The organism is Streptomyces tauricus (genome assembly GCF_014650955.1).
GTDB classification, from domain to species: domain Bacteria; phylum Actinomycetota; class Actinomycetes; order Streptomycetales; family Streptomycetaceae; genus Streptomyces; species Streptomyces tauricus.
Map to the genome: position 1 here is coordinate 90,478 of NZ_BMVY01000030.1, position 23,815 is coordinate 114,292.

The following is a 23,815-nucleotide window of genomic DNA, read 5'->3' on the forward strand; positions in this document are numbered from 1 at the left end:
GCACGCCGGTACGGGCCCCCAGGACACCCCCTGGGGGCCCGTACCCCCTTCCGACCCGTGCGCGCCAGCCGCGCCTGCGGCCCGACCCAGGACACCCCGCACCCGCCGACGCGCCTTGCGTGCCAGACGCGTCTGCGGCCCGCCGGCGGTCGCGCCTGCGCAGTTCCCCGCGCCCCTAAAGGCCCCTTGCGGGCCGACAGGCCCCCTCAGGGGCGCGGGGAACGGCGCACCCGGCCCAAGACGGGCCGCACCCGCCGACGTGCCCTGCGTGGCGGACGCGACCGCGGGCCGTGGCAGGGCGCACTCGACGACGTGCATGCGCGGCAGTCGCGACCGCGGGCCCGCGGGCCCGCGAGGGCCGGGCGCGGCGGCCGAGGGCCGTGAAATGCCTGCTCGACCCAGCGGAGCGCATGCGCTCACAGCGAACAGTTCCTTCTGCGGGATTCCCCGGAGGGACCCGCGCGTTAGGGTCCATGAGTACGAGGGCAGGGGAGTCCCCGGAGCCGTCCGACACGGCACGCACACGGGGTCCCACGCCCCCAGCAGAAGACGTGTAGACGGCCCGGCGCCGTCGTAAGACGAGCAGGTGGATACGTGACGAATCTGATGCCCACAGCCGCCGGCGACCCCATCGGTGGTGGCCTCGGCGACCAGGTCTACAACCGGCTGCTCGGCGAGCGGATCATCTTCCTCGGCCAGGCGGTCGACGACGACATCGCCAATAAGATCACCGCACAGTTGCTGCTCCTTGCCTCCGACCCGGAGAAGGACATCTACCTCTACATCAACAGCCCCGGCGGCTCGATCACCGCCGGCATGGCGATCTACGACACCATGCAGTACATCAAGAACGACGTGGTGACGATCGCGATGGGCATGGCGGCCTCCATGGGCCAGTTCCTGCTGAGCGCGGGCACTCCGGGCAAGCGCTTCGCGCTGCCAAACGCGGAGATCCTGATCCACCAGCCCTCGGCCGGTCTCGCCGGTTCCGCTTCGGACATCAAGATCCACGCCGAGCGGCTGCTGCACACCAAGAAGCGGATGGCGGAGCTGACCTCGTTCCACACCGGCCAGACGGTGGAGCAGGTCACCCGCGACTCGGACCGGGACCGCTGGTTCGACCCGGTCGAGGCCAAGGAGTACGGCCTCATCGACGACATCATGCCCACCGCGTCCGCGATGCCGGGCGGCGGCGGCACCGGAGCGGCATAGGGCGGCCCAGCGCCACCGGGCGTCGGCGCAGGCCGACGCCACCCGCTCCGAGACCTCAGCCGACCGCCCCAGCCCTTACCAGGCTCTTCAGGAGACACAGTGAACGACTTCCCCGGCAGCGGGATCTACGCCCGCGCGCAGGCCGAGTACACGGGTCCTCGCGCGGAGTCCCGCTACGTCATCCCGCGCTTCGTCGAGCGCACTTCGCAGGGCGTGCGCGAGTACGACCCGTACGCGAAGCTGTTCGAGGAGCGCGTGATCTTCCTCGGCGTGCAGATCGACGACGCCTCCGCCAACGACGTCATGGCGCAGCTGCTGTGCCTGGAGTCGATGGACCCCGACCGTGACATCTCGGTCTACATCAACAGCCCCGGCGGCTCCTTCACGGCGCTGACCGCGATCTACGACACGATGCAGTTCGTGAAGCCGGACGTCCAGACTGTTTGCATGGGTCAGGCCGCCTCGGCCGCCGCGATCCTCCTGGCGGCCGGTACGCCGGGCAAGCGCATGGCACTTCCGAACGCGCGTGTGCTGATCCACCAGCCCTACAGCGAGACCGGCCGCGGCCAGGTGTCGGACCTCGAGATCGCCGCGAACGAAATCCTCCGGATGCGCGGTCAGCTGGAAGACATGCTGGCCAAGCACTCGACGACGCCGATCGAGAAGATCCGCGAGGACATCGAGCGCGACAAGATCCTCACGGCCGAGGACGCCCTCGCGTACGGTCTGATCGACCAGATCATCTCGACCCGGAAGATGAACAACGCCGCGGTCGCGTGACGCATCGCTGTATCGTCTGCCGCTCCTTGACGCGGTTCACGACAAAGTGAACCGCGCCAAGGGGGGCCCGGACGGGGGCCTCGGCAAGGTACCGTCGGACATAAGGCAGCACCAGGAGCCGCTGGACCTAGGCGTCTCCCAGGCGAAGGGGAAGCACACCGTGGCACGCATCGGTGACGGCGGCGATCTGCTCAAGTGCTCGTTCTGTGGCAAGAGCCAGAAGCAGGTCAAGAAGCTCATCGCAGGCCCTGGTGTGTACATCTGCGACGAGTGCATCGATCTCTGCAACGAGATCATCGAGGAAGAGCTCGCGGAGACGAGCGAGGTGCGCTGGGAGGAACTTCCCAAACCTCGCGAGATCTACGAGTTCCTCGAGGGTTACGTCGTAGGCCAGGAGTCAGCCAAGAAGGCCCTCTCGGTCGCGGTGTACAACCACTACAAGCGGGTCCAGGCCGGCGAGAACAGCGCGGGTCAGAACCGCGAGGACGCCATCGAGTTGGCGAAGTCCAACATCCTCCTGCTCGGCCCCACGGGCTCGGGCAAGACACTCCTCGCCCAGACGCTGGCCCGCATGCTGAACGTCCCGTTCGCCATCGCGGACGCGACGGCGCTCACGGAGGCGGGATATGTCGGCGAGGACGTCGAGAACATCCTGCTGAAGCTGATCCAGGCGGCGGACTACGACGTCAAGAAGGCCGAGACCGGCATCATCTACATCGACGAGATCGACAAGGTGGCTCGCAAGAGCGAGAACCCGTCGATCACGCGCGATGTGTCGGGCGAGGGCGTCCAGCAGGCACTGCTCAAGATCCTGGAGGGCACCACGGCCTCCGTGCCTCCGCAGGGCGGACGCAAGCACCCCCACCAGGAGTTCATCCAGATCGACACGACGAACGTCCTGTTCATCGTGGGCGGCGCCTTCGCGGGCCTGGAGAAGCTCGTCGAGTCCCGTGCGGGTGCCAAGGGCATCGGCTTCGGCGCGACGATCCGCTCCAAGAAGGAACTTGAGGCGAAGGACCGCTTCGAGGACGTCATGCCCGAGGACCTGGTGAAGTTCGGGATGATCCCCGAGTTCATCGGCCGCCTCCCCGTCATCACGTCGGTCCACAACCTCGACCGCGAGGCCCTCCTCCAGATCCTGGTGGAGCCGCGCAACGCGCTCGTGAAGCAGTACCAGCGCCTGTTCGAACTGGACGGTGTGGAGCTGGACTTCGAGCGCGAGGCCCTCGAAGCCATCGCGGACCAGGCCATCCTGCGCCAGACCGGCGCGCGCGGCCTGCGCGCCATCATGGAAGAGGTCCTCCAGGCGGTGATGTACGAGGTCCCGTCCCGCAAGGACGTGGCCCGAGTCGTCATCACGTCGGAGGTGGTCCGCTCGAACGTGAACCCGACCCTCATCCCGCGCGACGCGCGCGGCCGGGGCCCGGGCGAGCAGAAGACCGCGTAAGCGGCACGCACGCACGCGAGTTACGGCGAAGGGCCCCGGTCGATGACCGGGGCCCTTCGCCGTCGTACGCGCCACTCAGAGCTTGACGCGGACCTCCTTGCGGACCTTGGCGGTGATGTCGGCCACCTCCGTGGGGTCCGAGCTCTTGCCGGCCGCCACGTCGGAGTACTCCATCGGCATCACGAAGCCGAGCGTGCTGTGGTCGCCCCAGACGCAGTACGTCACGTTCATCGACTTCGGCACACCCGCGCCGGCGTCGGAGTTGTCGAACTTGGCCTCCTGGCACTTCAGGACGGCGCCGTCCAACGAGCTGGGCTCGTACGCCTTCGGGCTGCCGACGAAGGTGACGTCCTCGTCCTTGGCGTCCTTCTTCATGAAGCCGAAGAATCCGTCCACGGCCTTCTCCGGGTCCTCGATGTCGCCGTAGACACCGCCGAAGGTGAGCAGCTTCCCGGCCAGCGGGTTGTCCGCGTCCTCGCCCGCCTGGTAGGAGGCGCTGACGTCCTTGGGGTTCTTCACACCCCAGGACTCGGCGTCCTGCAGATCGGACTTGGTCATGCCGTCCTCGGAGTCCTTGCCCTTCTTGTACTCGGTGAGCAAGGTCGCCGGAGTCGTCAGCTTGTGGGGGCCGTCGTCCGCCACGTCCGCGGAGCCGCCGTTGCCGCCGCCGATGATGAAGTACGCGCCCACCGCGATCGCGGCGACGACCGCCACCGCGCCGACGATGAGGCCCGTCTTCTTCTTGCCGCCGCCGGGGGGCGGCACCGGGGCGCCGTAGGGGGCGCCGGGCGGCTGCTGGCCGTAGCCGGGCTGCTGCGGCGGGACGCCGGGAGGGGCCTGCTGGGGGTACCCGTAGCCGGGCTGCGGCGGGGGAGCCTGCTGCGGGTAGCCGTAACCGGGCTGGGGGGCCTGCGGCTGCTGGCCGTAAGGACCCGGCTGACCGTACGGTCCGGGCTGCTGCGGCTGCCCGCCGTACGGGCCCGGCTGGTTGTAGCTCATCCTGGGTTCCCCTCCAGATACTTATGTGTTCCGAACATCCTCACCCAGGGCGGGGACGGCCGAAGCGCCGGGGGCCGCACCGTTACCAATTAATCGAGTTTCGGAGCAAGCCTGTGACACCTCTAAACTGGGTGGGTGACCGACAACGCTCAGCAGCAGCCGCCAGCCAACGCCCCCGAACTGCCGACCCAGTACGCGCCGGCCGAGGTAGAGGGGAAGCTGTACGAGCGCTGGGTCGAACGGGGTTACTTCGCCGCCGACGCGAACAGTGACAAGCCGCCGTACACCATCGTCATCCCGCCGCCGAACGTCACCGGGTCCCTGCACCTGGGGCACGCCTTCCAGCACACGCTCATGGACGCCCTGACCCGCCGCAAGCGCATGCAGGGGTACGAGGCGCTGTGGCTGCCCGGCATGGACCACGCCGGTATCGCCACGCAGAACAAGGTCGAGCAGCAGCTCGCCGAGGAGGGCAAGTCCCGGCACGACCTCGGGCGCGAGGAGTTCGTCGAGCGCGTCTGGCAGTGGAAGGAGGAGTACGGCGGCAAGATCCTCGGGCAGATGCGCCGGCTCGGGGACGGCGTCGACTGGGACCGCGAGCGGTTCACCATGGACGAGGGCCTGTCCAAGGCCGTCCAGACCATCTTCAAGAAGCTGTACGACGACGAGCTGATCTACCGCGCCGAGCGGATCATCAACTGGTGTCCCCGCTGTCTGACGGCCATCTCCGACATCGAGGTCAACTACCAGGAGGACGACGGCGAGCTCGTCTCCATCAAGTACGGCGAGGGCGACGAGACCCTCGTCGTCGCCACCACGCGCGCCGAGACGATGCTCGGTGACACCGCCGTCGCCGTTCACCCCGACGACGAGCGCTACCGCCACCTCGTCGGCAAGCGCATCAAGCTCCCGCTGACCGACCGCACCATCCCGGTCGTCGCGGACACGCACGTCGACCCCGAGTTCGGCACGGGTGCCGTCAAGGTCACCCCCGCCCACGACCCGAACGACTTCGCCATCGGCCAGCGCCACGGCCTGGAGTCGATCACGATCATGGACGAGCGGGCGGTCATCACCGTCCACGGCCCGTTCGAGGGACTCGACCGCTACGAGGCGCGTTCCGCGGTCGTCGGCGCACTGCGCTCGCAGGGCCGGATCGTCGCCGAGAAGCGTCCGTACGTCCACAGCGTCGGGCACTGCTCGCGCTGCAGCACCACCATCGAGCCGCGGCAGTCCCTGCAGTGGTGGGTCAAGGTCGGTCCCCTCGCGCGGGCCGCCGGTGACGCGGTCCGCGACGGCCGGGTGAAGATCCACCCCGAGGACATGTCGAAGCGGTACTTCGACTGGGTCGACAACCTCAACGACTGGAACATCTCGCGTCAGTTGTGGTGGGGCCACCGCATCCCGATCTGGTACGGCCCGAACGGCGAGACGGTCTGCGTCGGCCCCGACGAGCAGCCGCCCGGCACGGAGGCCGAGGGGTGGAAGCAGGACACGGATGTCCTCGACACCTGGTTCTCGTCCGGCCTGTGGCCGTTCTCCACGCTCGGCTGGCCCGAACAGACCCCGGACCTCGAGAAGTTCTATCCGACCGACGTCCTGCTCACCGGCCACGACATCATCTTCTTCTGGGTCGCCCGGATGATGATGTTCGGTCTGTACGCGATGGACGGCGAGGCACCCTTCAAGACGATCGCCCTGACCGGTCTGGTCCGTGACGAGCGCGGCAAGAAGATGTCGAAGTCGTTCGGCAACGTCGTCGACCCGCTCGACTGGATGGACAAGTACGGCTCGGACGCCGTCCGCTTCACCCTGGCCAAGGGCGCCAACCCCGGTACGGACGTGCCGATCGGCGAGGACTGGGTCCAGGCGGCCCGTAACTTCGCCAACAAGATCTGGAACGCGACGCGGTTCGCGCTGATGAACGGCGCGACGGTCGAGGGGCCGCTGCCGGACGCGTCCGCGATGTCGGCGACGGACCGGTGGATCCTGTCCCGCCTCAACGAGACCGTCGCGGAAGCCGACGCGTTCTACGAGGACTTCCAGTTCGCGAAGCTCTCCGACGCGCTGTACCACTTCGCGTGGGACGAGGTCTTCGACTGGTACGTCGAGCTGTCGAAGACGACGTTCATGGCGGGCGGGCCCGCGGCCGACGTCAGCAAGCGGGTCCTCGGTGAGGTCCTGGACGTCACGCTGCGGCTGCTGCACCCGGTCGTTCCGTTCGTCACGGAGACGCTGTGGACGACCCTCACAGGTGGTGAGTCGGTCGTGATCGCCGACTGGCCCGTCGACAGCGGGTTCCGGGACGCGGGTGCGGAGCGGGAGATCGAGGCGTTGCAGCAGGTCATCACGGAGGTTCGCCGCTTCCGTGCCGATCAGGGGCTGCAGCCGGGGCAGCGGGTTCCGGCGCGGCTGTCCCTGGAGGGGACCGCGTTCGCTCCGCACGAGGCGGCCATCCGGCAGCTGCTGCGGCTGCAGCCGGAGGGGGACGACTTCTCGGCGACGGCGACGCTGCCGGTCGCGGGGGCGTCCGTCGCGCTCGACCTGTCCGGGACGATCGATGTGGCGGCGGAGCGGAAGCGGCTTGCCAAGGACTTGGCCGCCGCGGAGAAGGAGAAGGTCGCGGCCAACGCCAAGCTGGGCAATGAGGCGTTCCTCGCCAAGGCGCCGGATCAGGTCGTGGACAAGATCCGCGGGCGGCTCGCGAAGGCCGACGAGGACATCGCGCGGTTGCGGGCGCAGCTGGACGGGTTGCCGCAGGCGTAGGTGTCGCTCTGGGGGCCCCGGGACCGTGATGGTTCCGGGGCCCTCGGTGCGTTCGTCGTCGGGCGCGGGTGGGTGGGGGCCGTTCGCGCAGTTCCCCGCGTCCCTGAAGGCGAAAGATTGCGCCGTTCCCCGCGCCCCTAAAAGCCAAAGATCGCGCCGTTCCCCGCGCCCCCAAAGGCGAAAGATTGCGCCGTTCCCCGCGCCCCTAGAAGACAAAAGACTGCGCCGTTCCCCGCGCCCCTGAAGGCGAAAGACCGCGGCCCTGGGCGGGTCGCGCCCTGGCACGGGGGGCGGGGTGGGGCTCCGTAGACTGGGTGTGTGAGTGAGCTTCCGCAGGACAGCAGTGGGTCCGATCCGTTCGATGCGATCGTCGAGGCCGAGACGGAGCGTGATCCCGACCTCGCCGTGATCGAGGCCGGCAGCCGCACCCTGCGTACGCAGGGCCCGGCACCTCAGTCCGACATTCCCGCGCGCCCGGACGACCCGGAGGCCGACAAGGCGCTGCGCCAGGTCGAGACCGAGCTGGCCACGCGGTGGGGCGAGACCAAGCTGGAGCCGTCCGTGAGCCGGATCGCCGCGCTCATGGACCTGCTCGGCGAGCCCCAGCGCGCGTACCCCTCGATCCACATCACGGGAACGAACGGCAAGACGTCCACCGCCCGCATGATCGAGGCCCTGCTCGGCGCCTTCGAACTGCGCACCGGCCGGTACACCTCGCCGCACGTCCAGTCGATCACCGAGCGGATCAGCCTGGACGGGGCCGCGATCCCGGCCGAGCGGTTCGTGGAGACGTACCAGGACATCCAGCCGTACGTCGAGATGGTCGACGCGGCCCAGGAGTTCCGCCTCTCCTTCTTCGAGGTGCTCACGGGCATGGCGTACGCGGCCTTCGCGGACACGCCCGTCGACGTGGCCGTCGTGGAGGTCGGCATGGGCGGCAGCTGGGACGCCACGAACGTGATCGACGGGGACGTCGCCGTGGTGACCCCCATCGATCTGGACCACACGGACCGGCTCGGCGAGACGCCGGGGGAGATCGCCAAGGAGAAGGCCGGCATCGTCAAGCAGGGCGCGACGGTCATCCTGGCCCAGCAGCCCGTCGACGCCGCGCAGGTGCTGCTCAAGAAGGCCGTCGAGGTCGACGCGACCGTGGCCCGCGAAGGGCTTGAGTTCGGCGTGCTGAGCCGGCAGGTCGCGGTCGGCGGGCAGCTGCTGACGCTCCGCGGTCTCGGCGGCGAGTACGAGGCGGTGTACATCCCGCTGCACGGGGCGTACCAGGCGCACAACGCGGCCGTGGCGCTCGCCGCCGTGGAGGCGTTCTTCGGCGTCGGGTCCCAGCGGTCCGAGGCACTCGACATCGACACGGTCCGCAAGGCCTTCGCGTCGGTCACCTCGCCCGGGCGGCTGGAGGTCGTGCGCAAGTCGCCGACCGTCGTACTGGACGCCGCGCACAACCCGGCGGGCGCGCGTGCCACCGCCGAGGCGGTGCGGGAGGTCTTCGACTTCAGCCGGCTGATCGGTGTGGTCGGGGCGAGCGGCGACAAGAACGTACGGGGGCTGCTCGAAGCGTTCGAGCCGATCTTCACCGAGGTCGTGGTGACACAGAACTCCAGTCATCGCGCGATGGACGTGGACGAGCTGGCGGGTATCGCCGTCGAGGTGTTCGGGGACGACCGCGTGCAGGTCGAGCCCCGGCTGGACGACGCGCTGGAGGCCGCGATCACGCTGGCCGAGGAAGAGGCCGAGTACGCGGGCGGCGGCGTCCTCGTGACCGGTTCCGTCATCACGGTCGGCGAGGCCCGGCTGCTGCTGGGAAGGGGCTGAGCCGTGCGGACGCTCTGTGCTTCGACGCTGATCGGTGAGTTCTTCGTGATCGGGTTCGCCGGACTGGTGGCGATGAAGGATCCCGATCTGTCCATGGCCACGGTCTGGACGGTGAGCGGGACCGCGATGGTGCTGTGTCTGCTCCTGTGCGGGATGATCACGCGCCCGGGTGGTGTCCAGCTGGGCTGGGCCCTGCAGATCCTGCTGATCGCGAGCGGGTTCGTGGTGCCGGTGATGTTCTTCCTCGGCGCGGTCTTCGCCGCGCTGTGGTGGGCCTCGGTGCACTACGGAAGGAAGGTCGAGGAGGCGAAGGCACGGTTCGCCGCGCAGGCGGAGGCGGGTGGGTAGCCGGCCGCGCGGTTCCCCGCGCCCCTGAAAGTGGGGCTGCGCCCCTACTTCCAGACCGTCCGGTGTTTGAGGACGAGTGCGCAAGCGCGTAAGGGGGCCAGGGGGCGCAAGCCCCTGGGAACACGCCCTGTAGCCTCGTCATCCGCACATCTGTGACCCTGAAGGAGCCACCACCGTGAGCCAGCGCACCCTCGTCCTTCTCAAGCCCGACGCGGTCCGTCGCGGCCTGACCGGCGAGATCATCAGCCGTATCGAGCGCAAGGCCGGCTGGCAGATCATCGCGCTGGAGCTGCGCACGCTCGACCAGGAGACGCTGGAGCAGCACTACGGCGAGCACAAGGGCAAGCCCTTCTACGAGCCGCTGGTCGGCTTCATGGCCTCCGGCCCGGTCGTGGCGCTGGTCGTCGAGGGCGAGCGCGTCATCGAGGGCGTACGGGCGCTCGCGGGTCCGACCGACCCGATCGCCGCCGCCCCGGGCTCCATCCGCGGTGACTTCGGTGTGATCGTGCGCGAGAACCTGATCCACGCCTCGGACTCCGAGGAGTCCTCCGCGCGCGAGCTGAAGATCTTCTTCCCCGGTCTGGCGTAACCGCCGGACAGGCCGGCGCGGGCAGGGGCCGCCCCCCTCGGAGGCGGCCCCGCGGCCCGGGGACTCCGCCGGGCCGGGCCCCGGTGAAAATCTTGTGAAACGAAAATCCCCTGAAGCTTTGTCAGGCAGGTAGCGTCTGACCTGCGGCCCGCACACAATGGGACGCACATGAGGGCCGTCTGCGGGCATATGCGTGCCGATCGGGGGAACGCATGCCCCCGATGGCCCGTCTCCAGAAGCGAGGCGGCACGTCATCTGCTGACAATGGCGAAGACCCTCGCGCAGTGTTCGTGCAGGCGAGACTACGATGGAAGTCTTCACGTCACAGCGCTCACCCTCGCCATCCTGAAAAGCCATCAAAAGCTCCACTTGGGAAGGCCAGACGAATCCTGATGGGGAACTCAATGTCGTTCATCGGCCGTGACATGGCTGTCGACCTCGGGACCGCCAACACGCTGGTGTACGTCAGGGGTCGCGGGATCGTACTCAACGAGCCGTCCGTCGTCGCGATCAACACCAACACCGGTGGCATCCTCGCGGTCGGCGCGGAAGCGAAGAAGATGATCGGGCGGACGCCGGGCAACATCGTTGCCGTGCGGCCGCTGAAGGACGGTGTCATCGCCGACTTCGAGATCACCGAGCGCATGCTCCGCTACTTCATCCTGAAGATCCACAAGCGGCGCTACCTTGCCCGTCCTCGCGTCGTCGTCTGCGTGCCCTCGGGCATCACGGGCGTCGAGCGCCGTGCCGTCATCGAGGCGTCGTCCCAGGCCGGCGCCCGCCAGGTGCACATCATCGAGGAGCCCATGGCCGCGGCCATCGGCTCCGGCCTGCCGGTCCACGAGGCCACGGGCAACATGGTGGTGGACATCGGCGGCGGCACCACCGAGGTCGCGGTCATCTCGCTCGGCGGAATCGTCACGGCACAGTCCATCCGGGTGGCCGGCGACGAGCTGGACAACGCGATCATCCAGCACATCAAGAAGGAGTACTCGCTTCTTCTCGGTGAGCGGACGGCAGAGCAGATCAAGATCACGATCGGTTCCGCGTACGACCTCGACAATGACGAACACACCGAAATCCGCGGCCGGGACCTGGTCTCCGGCCTTCCGAAGACCGTCGTGATCTCGGCGGCCGAAGTCCGCAAGGCGATCGAGGAACCGGTCAACTCGATCGTCGACGCCGTCAAGACCACCCTCGACAAGTGCCCGCCGGAGCTGTCCGGCGACGTCATGGACCGCGGGATCGTGCTCACCGGCGGCGGCGCCCTGCTGCGCGGCCTCGACGAGCGGCTGCGGCGCGAGACGGGCATGCCGATCCATATCGCCGAGGACCCGCTGGACAGCGTGGCGCTCGGGGCCGGCAAGTGCGTGGAGGAATTCGAGGCGCTCCAGCAGGTACTGGACGCCCAGCCGCGCAGATGACGTAACTCTTCGATTCCGCCGTACGAGATGATCCCCTCTCGTACGGCGGATCGTTGATATCGAGGCATAAGCTCCCCCATAACACCTGCTGGTTCCGCCCGGTCCGGGCGCCGACCGGGCGCTCTGGGGTTCTTTGGGGTTTCCGGGGTTCGGCAGGACCCATACATGAATTCCGACGAGGAAGGCACGGCCGTCGCACGTGAGGGACACACGAGAGAGCCGGCTGCTCCTGGTGCTGCTGATCGCCATCGCGTTCGCCTTGATCACGGTGGACATCCGCGGGGGTGAGGACTCCCCGGTCGACGGTGCCCGCCGTGGCGCCGCCACGGTCTTCGGCCCGATCGAGGACGGGGTGTCGACCGCCGTCGATCCCGTCGGCAACGCGATCCAGGCAGTGAAGGACTCCGGTGACCGCCACGACCGCGTCACCCGACTGGAGCGCGACAACGCCGAGTTGAAGGCGAAGCTCGGCAGTGACGACCGCAACCGCAGCCGTGGCGCGCAGCTCGACAAGATGCTCAAGACGGCGGGCGCCGGGCAGTACGGCATCAAGGGCGCCGAGGTCATCGCGATAGGAGCGGCCCAGGGCTTCTCCTGGACCGTCACCATCGACGCCGGCGCGAACGACGGCATCAAGCGCGACATGACCGTCCTCAACGGGGACGGACTGGTCGGCCGCGTCACCACGGTCGGCCCCGGCACCGCCACGGTGCTGCTCGCCAACGACCCCGACTTCACCGTCGGTACGCGCATGGAGTCCACCGACGAACTCGGCTTCGCGTCCGGCCAGGGCGACCGCCCGCTGCGCGTGGAACTGCTCAACGGCAAGGCCAAGATCAAGAAGGGCGACCGGCTGGTCACCTTCGGCTCCCAGGCCGACAAGCCCTTCGTACCCGGCGTGCCCGTCGGCCTGGTCTCCCGCGTCGACCCGTCCGGCGGCGACCTGACCCGCACGATCTACGTCACGCCGTTCGTGTCCTTCTCCAAGCTCGACATCGTCGGTGTCGTCGTCCAGGCCCCGCGCAAGGACCCGCGCGACGAGGTGCTGCCCGCCAAACCCAAGCCAACGCCCACGCCGACCGTGACCGTGACGGTCACACCGTCCGCGAACGCGCCCGCCGACGGCCTGCAGCAAGAGCAGTAGGAGCTGACTTCCCCATGCGCTTCAACCGAATGCTGCTCTCCGCCACGCTGGTGATCGTCGCCCTGGTGATCCAGGTCAGCGTCCTGGCCCGGCTGCACCTGCCGGGTGCCGTACCGGACCTCCTGCTGCTCACCGTCCTCGGCCTCGCCCTCGTCTACGGCCACGTCGGAGGCGCCCTCGTCGGCTTCGGCGCGGGCCTGCTCGCCGACCTGGCCCCGCCCGCCGACCACGCCGCCGGCCGCTACGCCCTCGTGCTGTGCGTCATCGGCTACCTCGCCGGACTCGCCAAGCCCGAGAACGGCCAGCTCAAGTCCGCCACGGGCCCCATGGCCGTGGTCGTGGCCGCCTCGATCGGCTCCACCCTCCTGTACGCGGGAGTGGGTGCCCTCGTCGGCGACACCGCCGCCCGCCATGTGGGCCTCGGCGGCCTGCTGTTCACCGCCGCCCTGTACGACCTGCTGCTCGCGCCGTTCGTGGTCCCCGGCATCATGGCCCTGGCCCGGCGCGCGGAGAACGATCCGCTCGCCGACACCGGCGGTTCGGGCAAGTCGACCGACGTCGCCGCGGGCTGGATCTCCTCCGGCACGGGCCTGCGCATCGGCAGCCAGCGCGGCGGACTGAGAGTGAAGGCCGCGAAGGCCCGGATGGCCAGGGCGGGACGCATCAAGGGGGTCAAGCGACTGTGACCAACATTCCCGAGACCGGCCGGACCCCGCGGGTCCAGATCCGGCTCATCGTCATCCAGATCCTCGTCCTGTCCCTCCTCGGCACCCTCGGCGGGCGCCTGTGGTACCTCCAGATCCGCAACGGAGACGAGTACGCCAAGGAGGCGTCCGGCAACCACGTCCAGCAGGTCGTCAGCCCTGCCGTGCGCGGCTCGATCCTGGACGCCCGGGGCGTGCCGATCGCCGACAACGAGACCCGGCTCGTGGTCTCCGCCTCCCGCACCGACCTGCTGAAGATGAAGGACGACGGCGACGCCGTCCTCGCCAAGCTCGCGGACGTCCTCGGCCTGAAGGCCGCGGACGTACGGGACAAGGTCCGGCTGTGCGACGCGAAGACCCCGCAGCCCTGCTGGAACGGCTCGCCCTACCAGCCGATCCCCATCACCGACGAGGCCACGCCCAAGCAGGCCCTGCAGATCCGCGAGCGCGCCGAGGACTTCCCCGGCATCACCGCGGAGCCGCAGGCCGTGCGCCGCTACGCGGCCCCCGGCAAGGCCAACACCGCCCAGGTCCTCGGCTATCTCTCGCCCGTCACCGACGAGGAGATCACCAAGGCCGAGAACACCGACTCGCCGTATCTGCGCTCCGACCAGGTCGGCCGCTCCGGCCTGGAGCGCCAGTACGACAAGCAGCTGCGCGGCAAGGCCGGTGTCACCCGCTACGAGGTCGACAACCTCGGCCGGGTCATCGGCCAGGCCGAGAGCGACGAGGCCCAGCCCGGCGCGAACGTCGTCACCAGCATCGACTCCCGCGTCCAGCGCGTCGCCGAGTACGAGCTGAACGAGGCCATGAAGACCGCCCGCAAGGAGATCGACCGGAACACCGGTGTGAACTACAAGGCCGACTCCGGCGCCGTGGTCGTCATGGAGACCAAGACCGGCCGCGTCGTGTCGATGGCGTCCAACCCCTCGTACGACCCGAACGCCTGGGTCGGCGGCATCTCCGGCAAGGACTACACCCGGCTCACCGGCAAGGAGTCCAACTACCCCCTGCTGAACCGCGCCATCCAGGGCCAGTCGGCCCCCGGCTCGGTCTTCAAGGTCATCTCGACGGCCGCCGCCATAAAGGCCGGCTACTCCTTCAACGGCCCCTACCAGTGCGGTGCCTCGTACTCCATCGGCGGCCAGGTCTTCAAGAACTTCGAGTCCAAGGGGTACGGCCCGATCAGCCTCGGCCGCGCCCTGGAGGTCTCCTGCGACACCGTCTTCTACAGCCTCTCCCACGAGCAGTGGAAGAAGGACGGCGGCATCAAGCCGAAGAAGAACGCCAAGGACTGGTTCTACAAGACCGCCCACCAGTTCGGCCTCGGCAAGGAGACCGGCATCGACCTCCCGAACGAGGTCACCGGCCGCGTACCCGACCGCAAGTGGAAGTCGGACTACTGGAAGGCCAACAAGGACGCCTGGTGCAAGTACGGCAAGAAGGGCGGCTCGTACGCCCAGCAGATCGCGTACGAGAACTGCCTCGAAGGCAACCGCATGCGCGCCGGTGACTCCGTCAACTACTCGATCGGCCAGGGCGACACCCTCGTCACACCGATCCAGATGGCGACGATCTACGGGGCCATCGCCAACGGCGGCACGCTGTACGACCCGACCGTCGGCAAGGCGATCATCAGCGCGGACGGCAAGAGCGTCCAGGAGATCAAGCCGAGGTCGCACGGCAAGCTGCCGATGACGAAGAAGACCCGCGACGAGATAGACGGTGCTCTCGAAGGCGTCGCGACCCGGGGATCGGCCGCCTGGCGGTTCACCGGCTGGCCGCAGGACGAGATCCCGATGCACGCCAAGACGGGAACGGCCGAGGTCTACGGCAAGCAGACGACCTCGTGGTTCACCACGTACACCGAGGACTACACGGTCGTCATGACCATCTCCCAGGGTGGTACCGGTTCCGGCGCCTCGGCCCCGGCCGTGCGCAAGATCTACAACGCGCTGTACGGAGTCTCCGAGGACGGCAAGATCGACAAGAAGAAGGCGCTGCTCCCCACGCCGCAGAAGAACCTGCCGAAGATCCAGAAGGACGGGTCGATCGACGCCCCGAAGAACGAGGTCTACCCGCCGAAGGCCGAGGAGACGGCCGTCGAGGAGGGGCAGCAGCAGGTGGCGTACGAGGTTCCGGCCGCGACCGTTCCGAACACCGGCACCGGCAGCAACCGGGATGCCCGAAGGCGCTCGGCCCGGCCGAGGAAGAGGCGGAGGGCGCTCGTATGACCGGCGCGAACGGCTTCTCCGTCTCCGGGTACGGACCCGAACGCGCGGGCTGGACGCGGGTGTTCGCCCGTGACTCGCTGGCCCGCAGGCTCGACTGGCCGATACTGTTCGCGGCCCTCGCGCTCTCCTTCATCGGCGCGGCCCTCGTCTACTCGGCGACCCGCAACCGTACCGAGCTGAACCAGGGCGACCCGTACTACTTCCTGTTCCGGCATCTGCTCAACACGGGCATCGGCTTCGGCCTGATGATCGGCACGGTCTGGCTCGGCCACCGCACCCTGCGCACGGCCGTACCGATCCTGTACGGGCTCTCCGTCTTCCTGGTCCTGCTGGTGCTGACCCCGCTCGGCGCGACCATCAACGGCGCCCACGCGTGGATCGTCATCGGCGGCGGCTTCTCGCTGCAGCCCTCCGAGTTCGTGAAGATCACGATCATCCTGGGCATGGCGATGCTGCTCGCGGCCCGGGTCGACGCGGGCGACAAACCGCACCCCGACCACCGCACGGTCGTCCAGGCGCTCGGCCTGGCCGTCGTACCGATACTGATCGTCCTGCTCATGCCCGACCTCGGCTCGGTCATGGTCATGGTCATCATCGTGCTCGGTGTGCTGCTCGCCTCCGGCGCCTCCAACCGCTGGATCTTCGGCCTCATCGGGGCCGGCGCGCTCGGGGCGATCGCGGTCTGGCAGCTCAAGATCCTCGACGAGTACCAGATCGCCCGCTTCGCCGCGTTCGCCAACCCCGCGCTCGACCCGGCGGGCGTCGGCTACAACACCAACCAGGCACGGATCGCGATCGGCTCCGGCGGACTGTTCGGCACCGGACTCGGCAAGGGCTCGCAGACCACCGGCCAGTTCGTGCCCGAGCAGCAGACCGACTTCGTCTTCACGGTCGCGGGCGAGGAACTGGGCTTCGTCGGCGCCGGCCTCATCCTGGTCCTGCTGGGCGTCGTCATGTGGCGGGCCTGCCGGATCGCCCGCGAGACGACGGAGCTGTACGGGACGATCGTCGCCGCCGGGATCATCGCGTGGTTCGCGTTCCAGTCCTTCGAGAACGTCGGGATGACGCTCGGGATCATGCCGGTGGCGGGGCTGCCGCTGCCCTTCGTCTCGTACGGAGGGTCGTCGATGTTCGCGGTGTGGGTGGCGGTGGGACTGCTGCAGTCGATCAGGGTGCAACGGCCCATGTCGGCGTAGCCGTTCCACGGGGCGTTCCACTGGGTTCGGCCGGAGGGGTGCGGTGGTTCATTTGGGTGCCGGCCGGTCGTGGCTGAGCGCGCAGTTCCCCGCGCCCCTTTCGGGGCGCGGGCCTGCGGCCCTCTTACAGGGCTCGGGGTACTGCCTCTAAATTCAGGTCATGGCGGACACCAAGCGTGAGATCGAGCGTAAGTACGAAGCCGATGAGAATGCCGGACTGTCGGATCTGCCGGACCTGACGCGTGTGCCGGGCGTCTCGGCCGTCATCGACAAGGGCGTCGCCGAACTCGACGCCACCTACTACGACACGGCCGACCAGCGCCTCGCCGCCGCGTCCCTCACCCTGCGCCGCCGCACCGGTGGCGACGACGCGGGCTGGCATCTGAAACTCCCCGTCTCCGACGGCGTACGGGACGAGATCCACGCCCCGCTGTCCGACACCGTGCCCCGCGCCCTCGCCGGACTGGTCCGCTCCCGGGTGCGCGACGCCGAACTGCTCCCCGTCGTACGGCTGCTGTCGGCCCGCGACGTCCGCCACCTCGTCGACGAGTCCGGGGGCCTGCTCGCCGAGGTCAGCGTCGACCGCGTACGGGCCGAGCGGCTCAGCGGCGGCGACGGCACCGCGCAGTGGACCGAGATCGAGGTCGAGCTGGCGGACGACGGCGACCCCGCCTTCCTCGACAAGGTCGAGAAGAAACTGCGTAAAGCCGGCGTCTCCCGCTCCAGCTCGGCGTCCAAGCTGGTCAGGGCGCTGGGGGAGACGGGGCGCAAGGCACGCAAGGAGGCCGTCGTGGCGGCGGCGCCCGTCACCGCGGGCGACCACGTCCTCGCGTACGTCCGCGCCCAGCGCGACGCGCTCGTCGAGCTCGACCCCGCCGTCCGCCGGGACGTCTTCGACGCCGTGCACAGCATGCGGGTCGCCACCCGCCGACTGCGCAGCACGTTCCGCTCGTACGGCAACGTCCTGGACCGGGGCGTCACCGATCCACTCCGCGACGAGCTGAAGTGGCTGGCGGGGGAGCTGGGCGTCGACCGCGACCAGGAGGTCCTGACCGAGCGGCTGACGACCGCCCTCGGCGGACTGCCGCGCCCCCTGCTCGCCGGCCCCGTCCGCGGCCGGCTGCGCACCTGGGCGCACGCCCGCCGGTCCGGCTCCCGGCGCCGCCTGATCGCGGTCCTCGACGGCGGCCGCTATCTGAACCTCCTCGTCTCCCTCGACGCGCTGCTCGCCACCCCGCCGCTGCGCGGGGCCGCCGCGGACACCACGGGGAAGGCGGTCACGAAGGCGGTGCGCAAGGACTTCGACAAGCTGTCCGGCCTGGTCGGGCATGCCGTCGAGCTGCCGCCGGGGGAGGGCCGCGACCTCGCGATCCACGAGGCCCGCAAGAAGACCAAGCGCACGCGCTACGCGGCCGAACTGGCCGCGCCCGTCCTCGGAAAACCCGCGAAGAGCCTGGTGAGCGACATGAAGTCGCTCCAGGGCCTGCTCGGCGAACACCAGGACAGCGTGATGGCCAGACTGGCCCTGAGAGACCTCTCGACCCAGGCCCACGCGGCGGCCGAGAACGCCTTCACCTACGGGGTCCTGTACGGCAGAGAGGAACGCATCGCGGCATCGGTGGAGACAGACCTGCCGGGGACATGGCAGACGATCAACAACGGGAGGGGCACCTTCTAGGGTCACGGGAACGGCGCACCCAGCCACGACGGCCCGCCAGCCGCGCGACGACCGATCGCCCCCGAAGGGGCGCGGGGAACGGCGCACCCGACCACGACGGGCCTGCAGCCGCACGACGCCGGTCGCCCCCGGAAGGGGCGCGGGGAACTGCGCACCCCAGCCACGACGGGCCCGCACCCGTGCGACGCCGGTCGCCCCCGGAAGGGGCGCGGGGAACAGCGCACCCCAGCCACGACGGGCCCGCACCCGTGCGACGCCGGGTGACGCCGGAAGGGGCGCGGGGAACGGCGCGGACGGCCACGACGGCCCCGCAGCCGCAAGAGGGCGGGTCGCGGTACGTCCGGGGGCGCCAAGCCCGCCCGGACGGGACGTACCCGCAGGCACGTTAGGCTGGAAAGCCCTCCCCATCGGCTCGCAAAGGTTCGTGAGATGTCTGCCGAAACCGCTGTGTCGGTCTTTCCACAGCTCGAAGCTCTGCTCCCGCATGTGCAGAAGCCGATCCAGTACGTCGGCGGAGAGCTCAACTCCACGGTCAAGCCCTGGGAGGACTGCGACGTCCGCTGGGCGCTGATGTACCCGGACGCGTACGAGGTCGGACTCCCCAACCAAGGCGTCATGATCCTCTACGAGGTCCTGAACGAGCGCGAGGGCGTGCTCGCCGAGCGCACCTACAGCGTGTGGCCGGACATGGAGGAGCTGATGCGCAAGCACCAGGTCCCCCAGTTCACGGTCGACGGCCACCGCCCGGTCAAGGCCTTCGACGTGTTCGGGCTGAGCTTCTCCACGGAGCTGGGCTACACGAACATGCTGACCGCGCTCGACCTCGCCGGCATCCCCCTGGAGTCGAAGGACCGCGGTCTCGACGACCCGATCGTGCTGGCCGGCGGCCACGCCGCCTTCAACCCCGAGCCGATCGCCGACTTCATCGACGCGGCGATCATCGGCGACGGCGAGCAGGCCGTGCTCGACATGACGCAGATCATCCGCGCCTGGAAGGCGGAGGGCAGGCCCGGTGGCCGCGAGGAGGTCCTGTTCCGCCTCGCGAAGACCGGCGGCGTGTACATCCCGGCGTTCTACGACGTCGAGTACCTCCCCGACGGCCGTATCGGCCGCATGGTCCCGAACAAGTCGGGCGTCCCGTGGCGCGTGTCCAAGCACACGGTCATGGACCTGGACGAGTGGCCGTACCCGAAGCAGCCCCTCGTGCCGCTCGCCGAGACCGTCCACGAGCGCATGTCGGTGGAGATCTTCCGCGGCTGCACCCGCGGCTGCCGCTTCTGCCAGGCGGGCATGATCACCCGCCCCGTCCGTGAGCGCTCCATCACGGGCATCGGCGAGATGGTCGACAAGGGCCTCAAGGCGACGGGCTTCGAGGAAGTGGGCCTGCTCTCCCTGTCCTCGGCGGACCACTCGGAGATCGCCGACATCGCCAAGGGCCTCGCGGACCGGTACGAGGAGGACAAGGTCGGCCTGTCCCTGCCCTCCACCCGCGTCGACGCGTTCAACGTCGACCTGGCGAACGAGCTGACCCGCAACGGCCGCCGCTCCGGTCTGACCTTCGCCCCCGAGGGCGGTTCCGAGCGCATGCGCAAGGTCATCAACAAGATGGTCTCGGAGGAGGACCTGATCCGCACGGTCTCCACCGCGTACGGCAACGGCTGGCGCCAGGTGAAGCTGTACTTCATGTGCGGCCTGCCCACCGAGACCGACGAGGACGTCCTGCAGATCGCGGACATGGCGATGAACGTGATCGCCGAGGGCCGCAAGGTCTCCGGTCAGAACGACATCCGCTGCACGGTCTCCATCGGCGGTTTCGTCCCCAAGCCCCACACCCCGTTCCAGTGGGCCCCGCAGCTCTCGGCGGAGGAGACGGACGCCCGCCTCGGCAAGCTCCGCGACAAGATCCGCGGCGACAAGAAGTACGGCCGCTCCATCGGTTTCCGCTACCACGACGGCAAGCCCGGCATCGTGGAGGGCCTGCTCTCCCGCGGCGACCGCCGCATCGGCTCCGTCATCCGCGCGGTCTACGAGGACGGCGGCCGCTTCGACGGCTGGCGCGAGTACTTCTCGTACGAGCGCTGGATGCGCTGCGCCGACAAGACGCTCCCCGCCTTCGGCCTGGACGTCGACTGGTACACGACCCGCGAGCGCACCTACGAGGAGGTCCTGCCCTGGGACCACCTCGACTCGGGCCTCGACAAGGAATGGCTCTGGCAGGACTGGCAGGACGCGCTCGACGAGACGGAGGTCGACGACTGCCGCTGGACGCCGTGCTTCGACTGCGGAGTGTGCCCCCAACTCGACCTGGACATCCAGGTAGGCCCGACCGGCAAGAAACTCCTCCCCCTGACGGTCAAGAACGCCGCAACCGCCTCGGCGGGCGGGCACAGCCACTGAGGTTGGTTCGGGGACGGGCGTCATCCCGGGCGCTGCGGTCCTGAACGGTGTGATCCGGGGGCGGACCTGGGGGAAAGTTCCGTTCCCGGATTGTTTGTGCATCCATACGGGCAGTTGGCGCGTCCGTGTAGGTATGGACCTTGAGAAGTCGCCGCAGTCCGCGCCGCCCGTGATGCCCGCGCGGCAGCGGGACGTCGCTCCTGAGGGATGTCTCGCCGTCGCCATCCGTATCCCGGTGCGGATCGTGGTGTTCGTGCTGATCGTGCCCGTACGGATGGTCTGGGACGCGCTCGTCGTCTGCGGCCGGCTTCTCAACGACTCGCTGTTCCGGCCGCTCGGCCGGGCGCTCATGTGGGTGCTCGCGCCGGTCGGACGGGCCCTCGTGTGGCTTCTCGACGGTGTCGCGACCGTCATCGCGTGGCTGTTCACCGGCCTCGGCTACGCGCTGAAGTGGCTGTTCATGCTGCTGTTCGTCTGGCCGTGGGTGGGCCTGTGGCGTTACGTGGCCGTGCCGGTGGGCCGGGCGCTGGCCTGGCTCGGGTACGTGCTGCTGGTCGTCCCCGCCCGCTGGCTGTACGAGCGGCTTCTCACGCCCCTCGGCCACGGCATCGTGTGGACGCTGCGAGGGCTCGGGGCCGCGTGCGCCTGGCTGTGGCGGGTGTCGGTGCTCACTCCGGCGAGCTGGCTGTACCGGGCCCTGCTCACACCGGCCGGGCACGGCATCGCCTGGGCCGCCCGAGGACTGTGGGCCTCCGTCGTGTGGGTCTCGCGCGGACTGTGGGCGGGAGTCGTGTGGGTGGCCCGCGGGTTGTGGGCGGGCATCACATGGGTCGTCGGGGGACTGTGGGCCGCGATGACATGGGTGGGACGCGGGCTGTGGGCCGGCATCACATGGGTCGGTCGAGGGCTGTGGGCCGGGGTGGTCTGGCTCGGGATGGTCGTCGGGACTCTTCTGCGGTGGACCCTCGTCGTACCCGTCGTCGCCCTGTGGCGCTGGGTCCTCGCGCCGATCGGCCGGGGCATCGCCGTCGTCGCGCGGGAGATCGGCGAGGCACTGGGACACGCCTGGCGTGTCGCCGGATACGTGTCCCTCGCCGTCGGGCGCTTCCTCGGGCGACTCTTCCGGTGGATCTTCGTGGAGCCGGTGCGATGGGTGTACAGGAGTGTGTTCACTCCGATGGGGCACTTCGTGCGGGACGTCTTCTGGAAGCCCGCGGCGGAGGCCGTGCGGAGCGTGGGCCGCGTCACCCGGCAGGCCCTGGCGAGCGCCCGCCAGACGGCACGGCAGACCAGGGCCGACATCCGGCGCGCGCTGTTCGGCGCACCGCGCGAGCCCGAGCCCGTGCCCCTGCCCGAACCCCGCGGCGAACCGGAGCCGGTACGCCTGGTCAAGCCCGGCGGGCCCCTGTGGAGCGCGCCAGAACCCTCCCGAGGGGAACGCGCGGGCGCCGACACACGTACTCTAGGTAGTAGTACGACCGCACTCACGAAGGACTGAACGACACTGGGCAAGCGACAGCCCGAAGGCCCGCCGCCCGCACCCGCGGTGCAGCGCATCCGACTGCGCTACACCAAGCGCGGCCGCCTCCGGTTCACCAGCCACCGTGACTTCCAGCGTGCCTTCGAGCGCGCGTTGCGCCGAGCCGAGGTGCCCATGGCGTACTCGGCGGGGTTCACGCCGCACCCGAAGGTGTCGTACGCCAATGCCGCACCCACCGGCACGGGCAGTGAGGCGGAGTACCTGGAGATCGCGCTCACCGACGCGCGCGATCCCGGGAAGCTGCGCGCACTCCTCGACGAGTCGATGCCCGCCGGGCTCGACATCATCGACGCCGTGGAGGCCCGTACGTCGGGTCTCGCCGACCGGCTCACCGCGTCCGTGTGGGAGATGCGCCTCGACGGCGTGTCGCCCGAGGACGCGCGACGCGCGGTCGACGCCTTCACGGCGGCCGAGACCGTCGAGGTACAGCGCAAGGCGAAGAACGGTATGCGCACCTTCGACGCCCGCGGCGCCGTCGCGAGTCTGGAGGCGCACAGCGCACAGTCGGCGGCACACGGTCCACAGGCTGATAGGCCGACCGACCAGGCCTGTGCGATACTGCGGCTGGTTGTTCGGCACGTGACGCCTGCCGTTCGACCTGACGACGTCCTGTCCGGTCTCCGAGCTGTGGCCGACCTGGCGCCGCCGGTCCCCGCAGCGGTGACCAGGCTGGCGCAGGGGCTTTTCGATGAAGAGACCGGCACGGTGACCGACCCGCTCGCGCCCGACCGCGAGGCAGCAGCACCTTCTCCGGAGATCTCCGGGGACAGCGCAACTGCCGCCGCGAAGGCACTGGCGTAAGGAAGGTCCCGCGTAGGGACGTACGTCGAAGCGCCGCCCTCGTATCCGGGAGCCACCTGGTTCGGGCAGCGCACCGACCAGAAGACTTTCGCCAGGCCGTACGCACACATGGCATACGGAACCGGCGAGACAGGACACAGAGAGCTCCCGTGCGGCGCCCGCGCCCCGGACGGCGGCACCGCGCAACGCGCGAGCCGCGGACGTCACCGGATCCGCGGCGCCCGGGAGCCTGACGGGAGATCCACCCGCATGCTTGAGCCGACCGACCCCACCGAGCCTTCCACCGGCTCCGACAACAGCACCCCGAGCGACACGCTGCCGCCACGCCGGCGCCGTCGTGCCGCCTCGCGCCCCGCCGGCCCGCCGTCGGCGAACGCCGAGGGCACGGCCGTGGCGGAGACCACGGCGCCGGCCATACCGGCTGGGACCTCCGCGGACCTCAGTACAGAAGAGGCGCTGGAGAGCGAAGAGGCGGCTGCGACCGCCGCCCCCAGGAAGAGGGCCGCCGAGAAGGCGCCCCAGGCCGCCGCGGACGACGCGACGGAAGCACCGGCCGAGGAGGCCGCCCCCGCTCCCCGTGCGCGCCGTCGTGCCACCCGCCGGGCATCCGCACCCGCCGGAGCCCCGCAGGCCGCCGAGACGGCGGACGCCACCACGGCACCGGGCGACGAGCCCGCCGAGGCCACGACCGCCGCGCCGGCCGTGGCGGCGGAGCCCGAGGCGCCCGCCGAG

Annotated in this window: 17 protein-coding genes and 1 pseudogene; 17 read left to right on the forward strand and 1 reads right to left on the reverse strand. The window is 69.6% G+C overall.

Annotation, left to right across the window (positions count from 1 at the left end; genetic code table 11):
• The first annotated feature begins 606 nt into the window (after nucleotides 1-606).
• The 3 genes from IE278_RS32605 to clpX all read left to right on the forward strand — a co-directional run bounded on the left by IE278_RS32605 (nucleotide 607) and on the right by clpX (nucleotide 3,439).
• Nucleotides 607-1,212, forward strand: a complete 606-nt coding sequence (locus IE278_RS32605; protein WP_189777497.1) for an ATP-dependent Clp protease proteolytic subunit — start codon at nucleotides 607-609, stop codon at nucleotides 1,210-1,212.
• A 99-nt stretch (nucleotides 1,213-1,311) separates the two neighbouring features.
• Complete coding sequence (locus IE278_RS32610; protein ID WP_281403199.1) at nucleotides 1,312-1,992, forward strand: ATP-dependent Clp protease proteolytic subunit; 681 nt, start codon at nucleotides 1,312-1,314, stop codon at nucleotides 1,990-1,992.
• A gap of 160 nt (nucleotides 1,993-2,152) precedes the next feature.
• Complete coding sequence (gene clpX, locus IE278_RS32615) at nucleotides 2,153-3,439, forward strand: ATP-dependent Clp protease ATP-binding subunit ClpX (protein WP_189777442.1); 1,287 nt, start codon at nucleotides 2,153-2,155, stop codon at nucleotides 3,437-3,439.
• Nucleotides 3,440-3,514: 75 nt separating this feature from the next.
• On the opposite strand, the gene IE278_RS32620 is transcribed toward clpX, so the two are convergent.
• Entirely contained in the window at nucleotides 3,515-4,438 is a 924-nt protein-coding gene (locus IE278_RS32620) for a hypothetical protein (protein WP_189777445.1), read from the reverse strand.
• 135 nt (nucleotides 4,439-4,573) lie between these two features.
• On the opposite strand from IE278_RS32620, the gene IE278_RS32625 reads away from it, so the two are divergent.
• From IE278_RS32625 to IE278_RS32690, 14 genes and pseudogenes are all read left to right on the forward strand, one after another.
• A complete protein-coding gene (locus IE278_RS32625) occupies nucleotides 4,574-7,204 on the forward strand; it encodes a valine--tRNA ligase (protein ID WP_189777455.1) in 2,631 nt (876 codons plus the stop codon).
• 318 nt (nucleotides 7,205-7,522) lie between these two features.
• Nucleotides 7,523-9,028 (forward strand): bifunctional tetrahydrofolate synthase/dihydrofolate synthase, encoded by a 1,506-nt coding sequence (gene folC / locus IE278_RS32630; protein ID WP_189777457.1) that lies wholly within the window; start codon nucleotides 7,523-7,525, stop codon nucleotides 9,026-9,028.
• A 3-nt stretch (nucleotides 9,029-9,031) separates the two neighbouring features.
• Entirely contained in the window at nucleotides 9,032-9,376 is a 345-nt protein-coding gene (locus IE278_RS32635; RefSeq protein WP_189777459.1) for a DUF4233 domain-containing protein, read from the forward strand.
• Nucleotides 9,377-9,551: 175 nt separating this feature from the next.
• Complete coding sequence (gene ndk, locus IE278_RS32640) at nucleotides 9,552-9,965, forward strand: nucleoside-diphosphate kinase (protein ID WP_189777461.1); 414 nt, start codon at nucleotides 9,552-9,554, stop codon at nucleotides 9,963-9,965.
• 404 nt (nucleotides 9,966-10,369) lie between these two features.
• The gene (locus IE278_RS32645) at nucleotides 10,370-11,389 is read left to right on the forward strand and encodes a rod shape-determining protein (protein ID WP_107016277.1); all 1,020 of its coding nucleotides are present in this window, start codon (nucleotides 10,370-10,372) and stop codon (nucleotides 11,387-11,389) included.
• Between the two features lie 199 nt (nucleotides 11,390-11,588).
• Complete coding sequence (gene mreC, locus IE278_RS32650; RefSeq protein ID WP_189777463.1) at nucleotides 11,589-12,533, forward strand: rod shape-determining protein MreC; 945 nt, start codon at nucleotides 11,589-11,591, stop codon at nucleotides 12,531-12,533.
• 14 nt (nucleotides 12,534-12,547) lie between these two features.
• Nucleotides 12,548-13,219 carry a rod shape-determining protein MreD gene (gene mreD, locus IE278_RS32655; protein WP_189777465.1) on the forward strand — a complete coding sequence of 224 codons (672 nt, stop codon included), beginning with the start codon at nucleotides 12,548-12,550 and terminating at the stop codon, nucleotides 13,217-13,219.
• Nucleotides 13,216-15,471 carry a penicillin-binding protein 2 gene (gene mrdA, locus IE278_RS32660; RefSeq protein WP_189777467.1) on the forward strand — a complete coding sequence of 752 codons (2,256 nt, stop codon included), beginning with the start codon at nucleotides 13,216-13,218 and terminating at the stop codon, nucleotides 15,469-15,471. The genes mreD and mrdA overlap by 4 nt, the downstream gene beginning before the upstream one ends.
• Nucleotides 15,468-16,667, forward strand: a complete 1,200-nt coding sequence (gene rodA / locus IE278_RS32665; protein ID WP_189777469.1) for a rod shape-determining protein RodA — start codon at nucleotides 15,468-15,470, stop codon at nucleotides 16,665-16,667. The genes mrdA and rodA overlap by 4 nt, the downstream gene beginning before the upstream one ends.
• 160 nt (nucleotides 16,668-16,827) lie before the next feature.
• Nucleotides 16,828-18,345: a CYTH and CHAD domain-containing protein gene (locus tag IE278_RS32670; RefSeq protein WP_189777470.1), complete on the forward strand. Its 1,518-nt coding sequence runs from the start codon at nucleotides 16,828-16,830 to the stop codon at nucleotides 18,343-18,345.
• 429 nt (nucleotides 18,346-18,774) lie between these two features.
• Nucleotides 18,775-20,742: a TIGR03960 family B12-binding radical SAM protein gene (locus IE278_RS32675; protein ID WP_189777472.1), complete on the forward strand. Its 1,968-nt coding sequence runs from the start codon at nucleotides 18,775-18,777 to the stop codon at nucleotides 20,740-20,742.
• Between the two features lie 133 nt (nucleotides 20,743-20,875).
• Entirely contained in the window at nucleotides 20,876-22,240 is a 1,365-nt protein-coding gene (locus IE278_RS32680) for a hypothetical protein (protein WP_189777475.1), read from the forward strand.
• Between the two features lie 48 nt (nucleotides 22,241-22,288).
• Nucleotides 22,289-23,083, forward strand: a complete 795-nt coding sequence (locus tag IE278_RS32685) for a TIGR03936 family radical SAM-associated protein (RefSeq protein WP_189777477.1) — start codon at nucleotides 22,289-22,291, stop codon at nucleotides 23,081-23,083.
• Nucleotides 23,084-23,332: 249 nt separating this feature from the next.
• Nucleotides 23,333-23,815: pseudogene (locus IE278_RS32690) on the forward strand (Rne/Rng family ribonuclease); the annotation flags it as partial.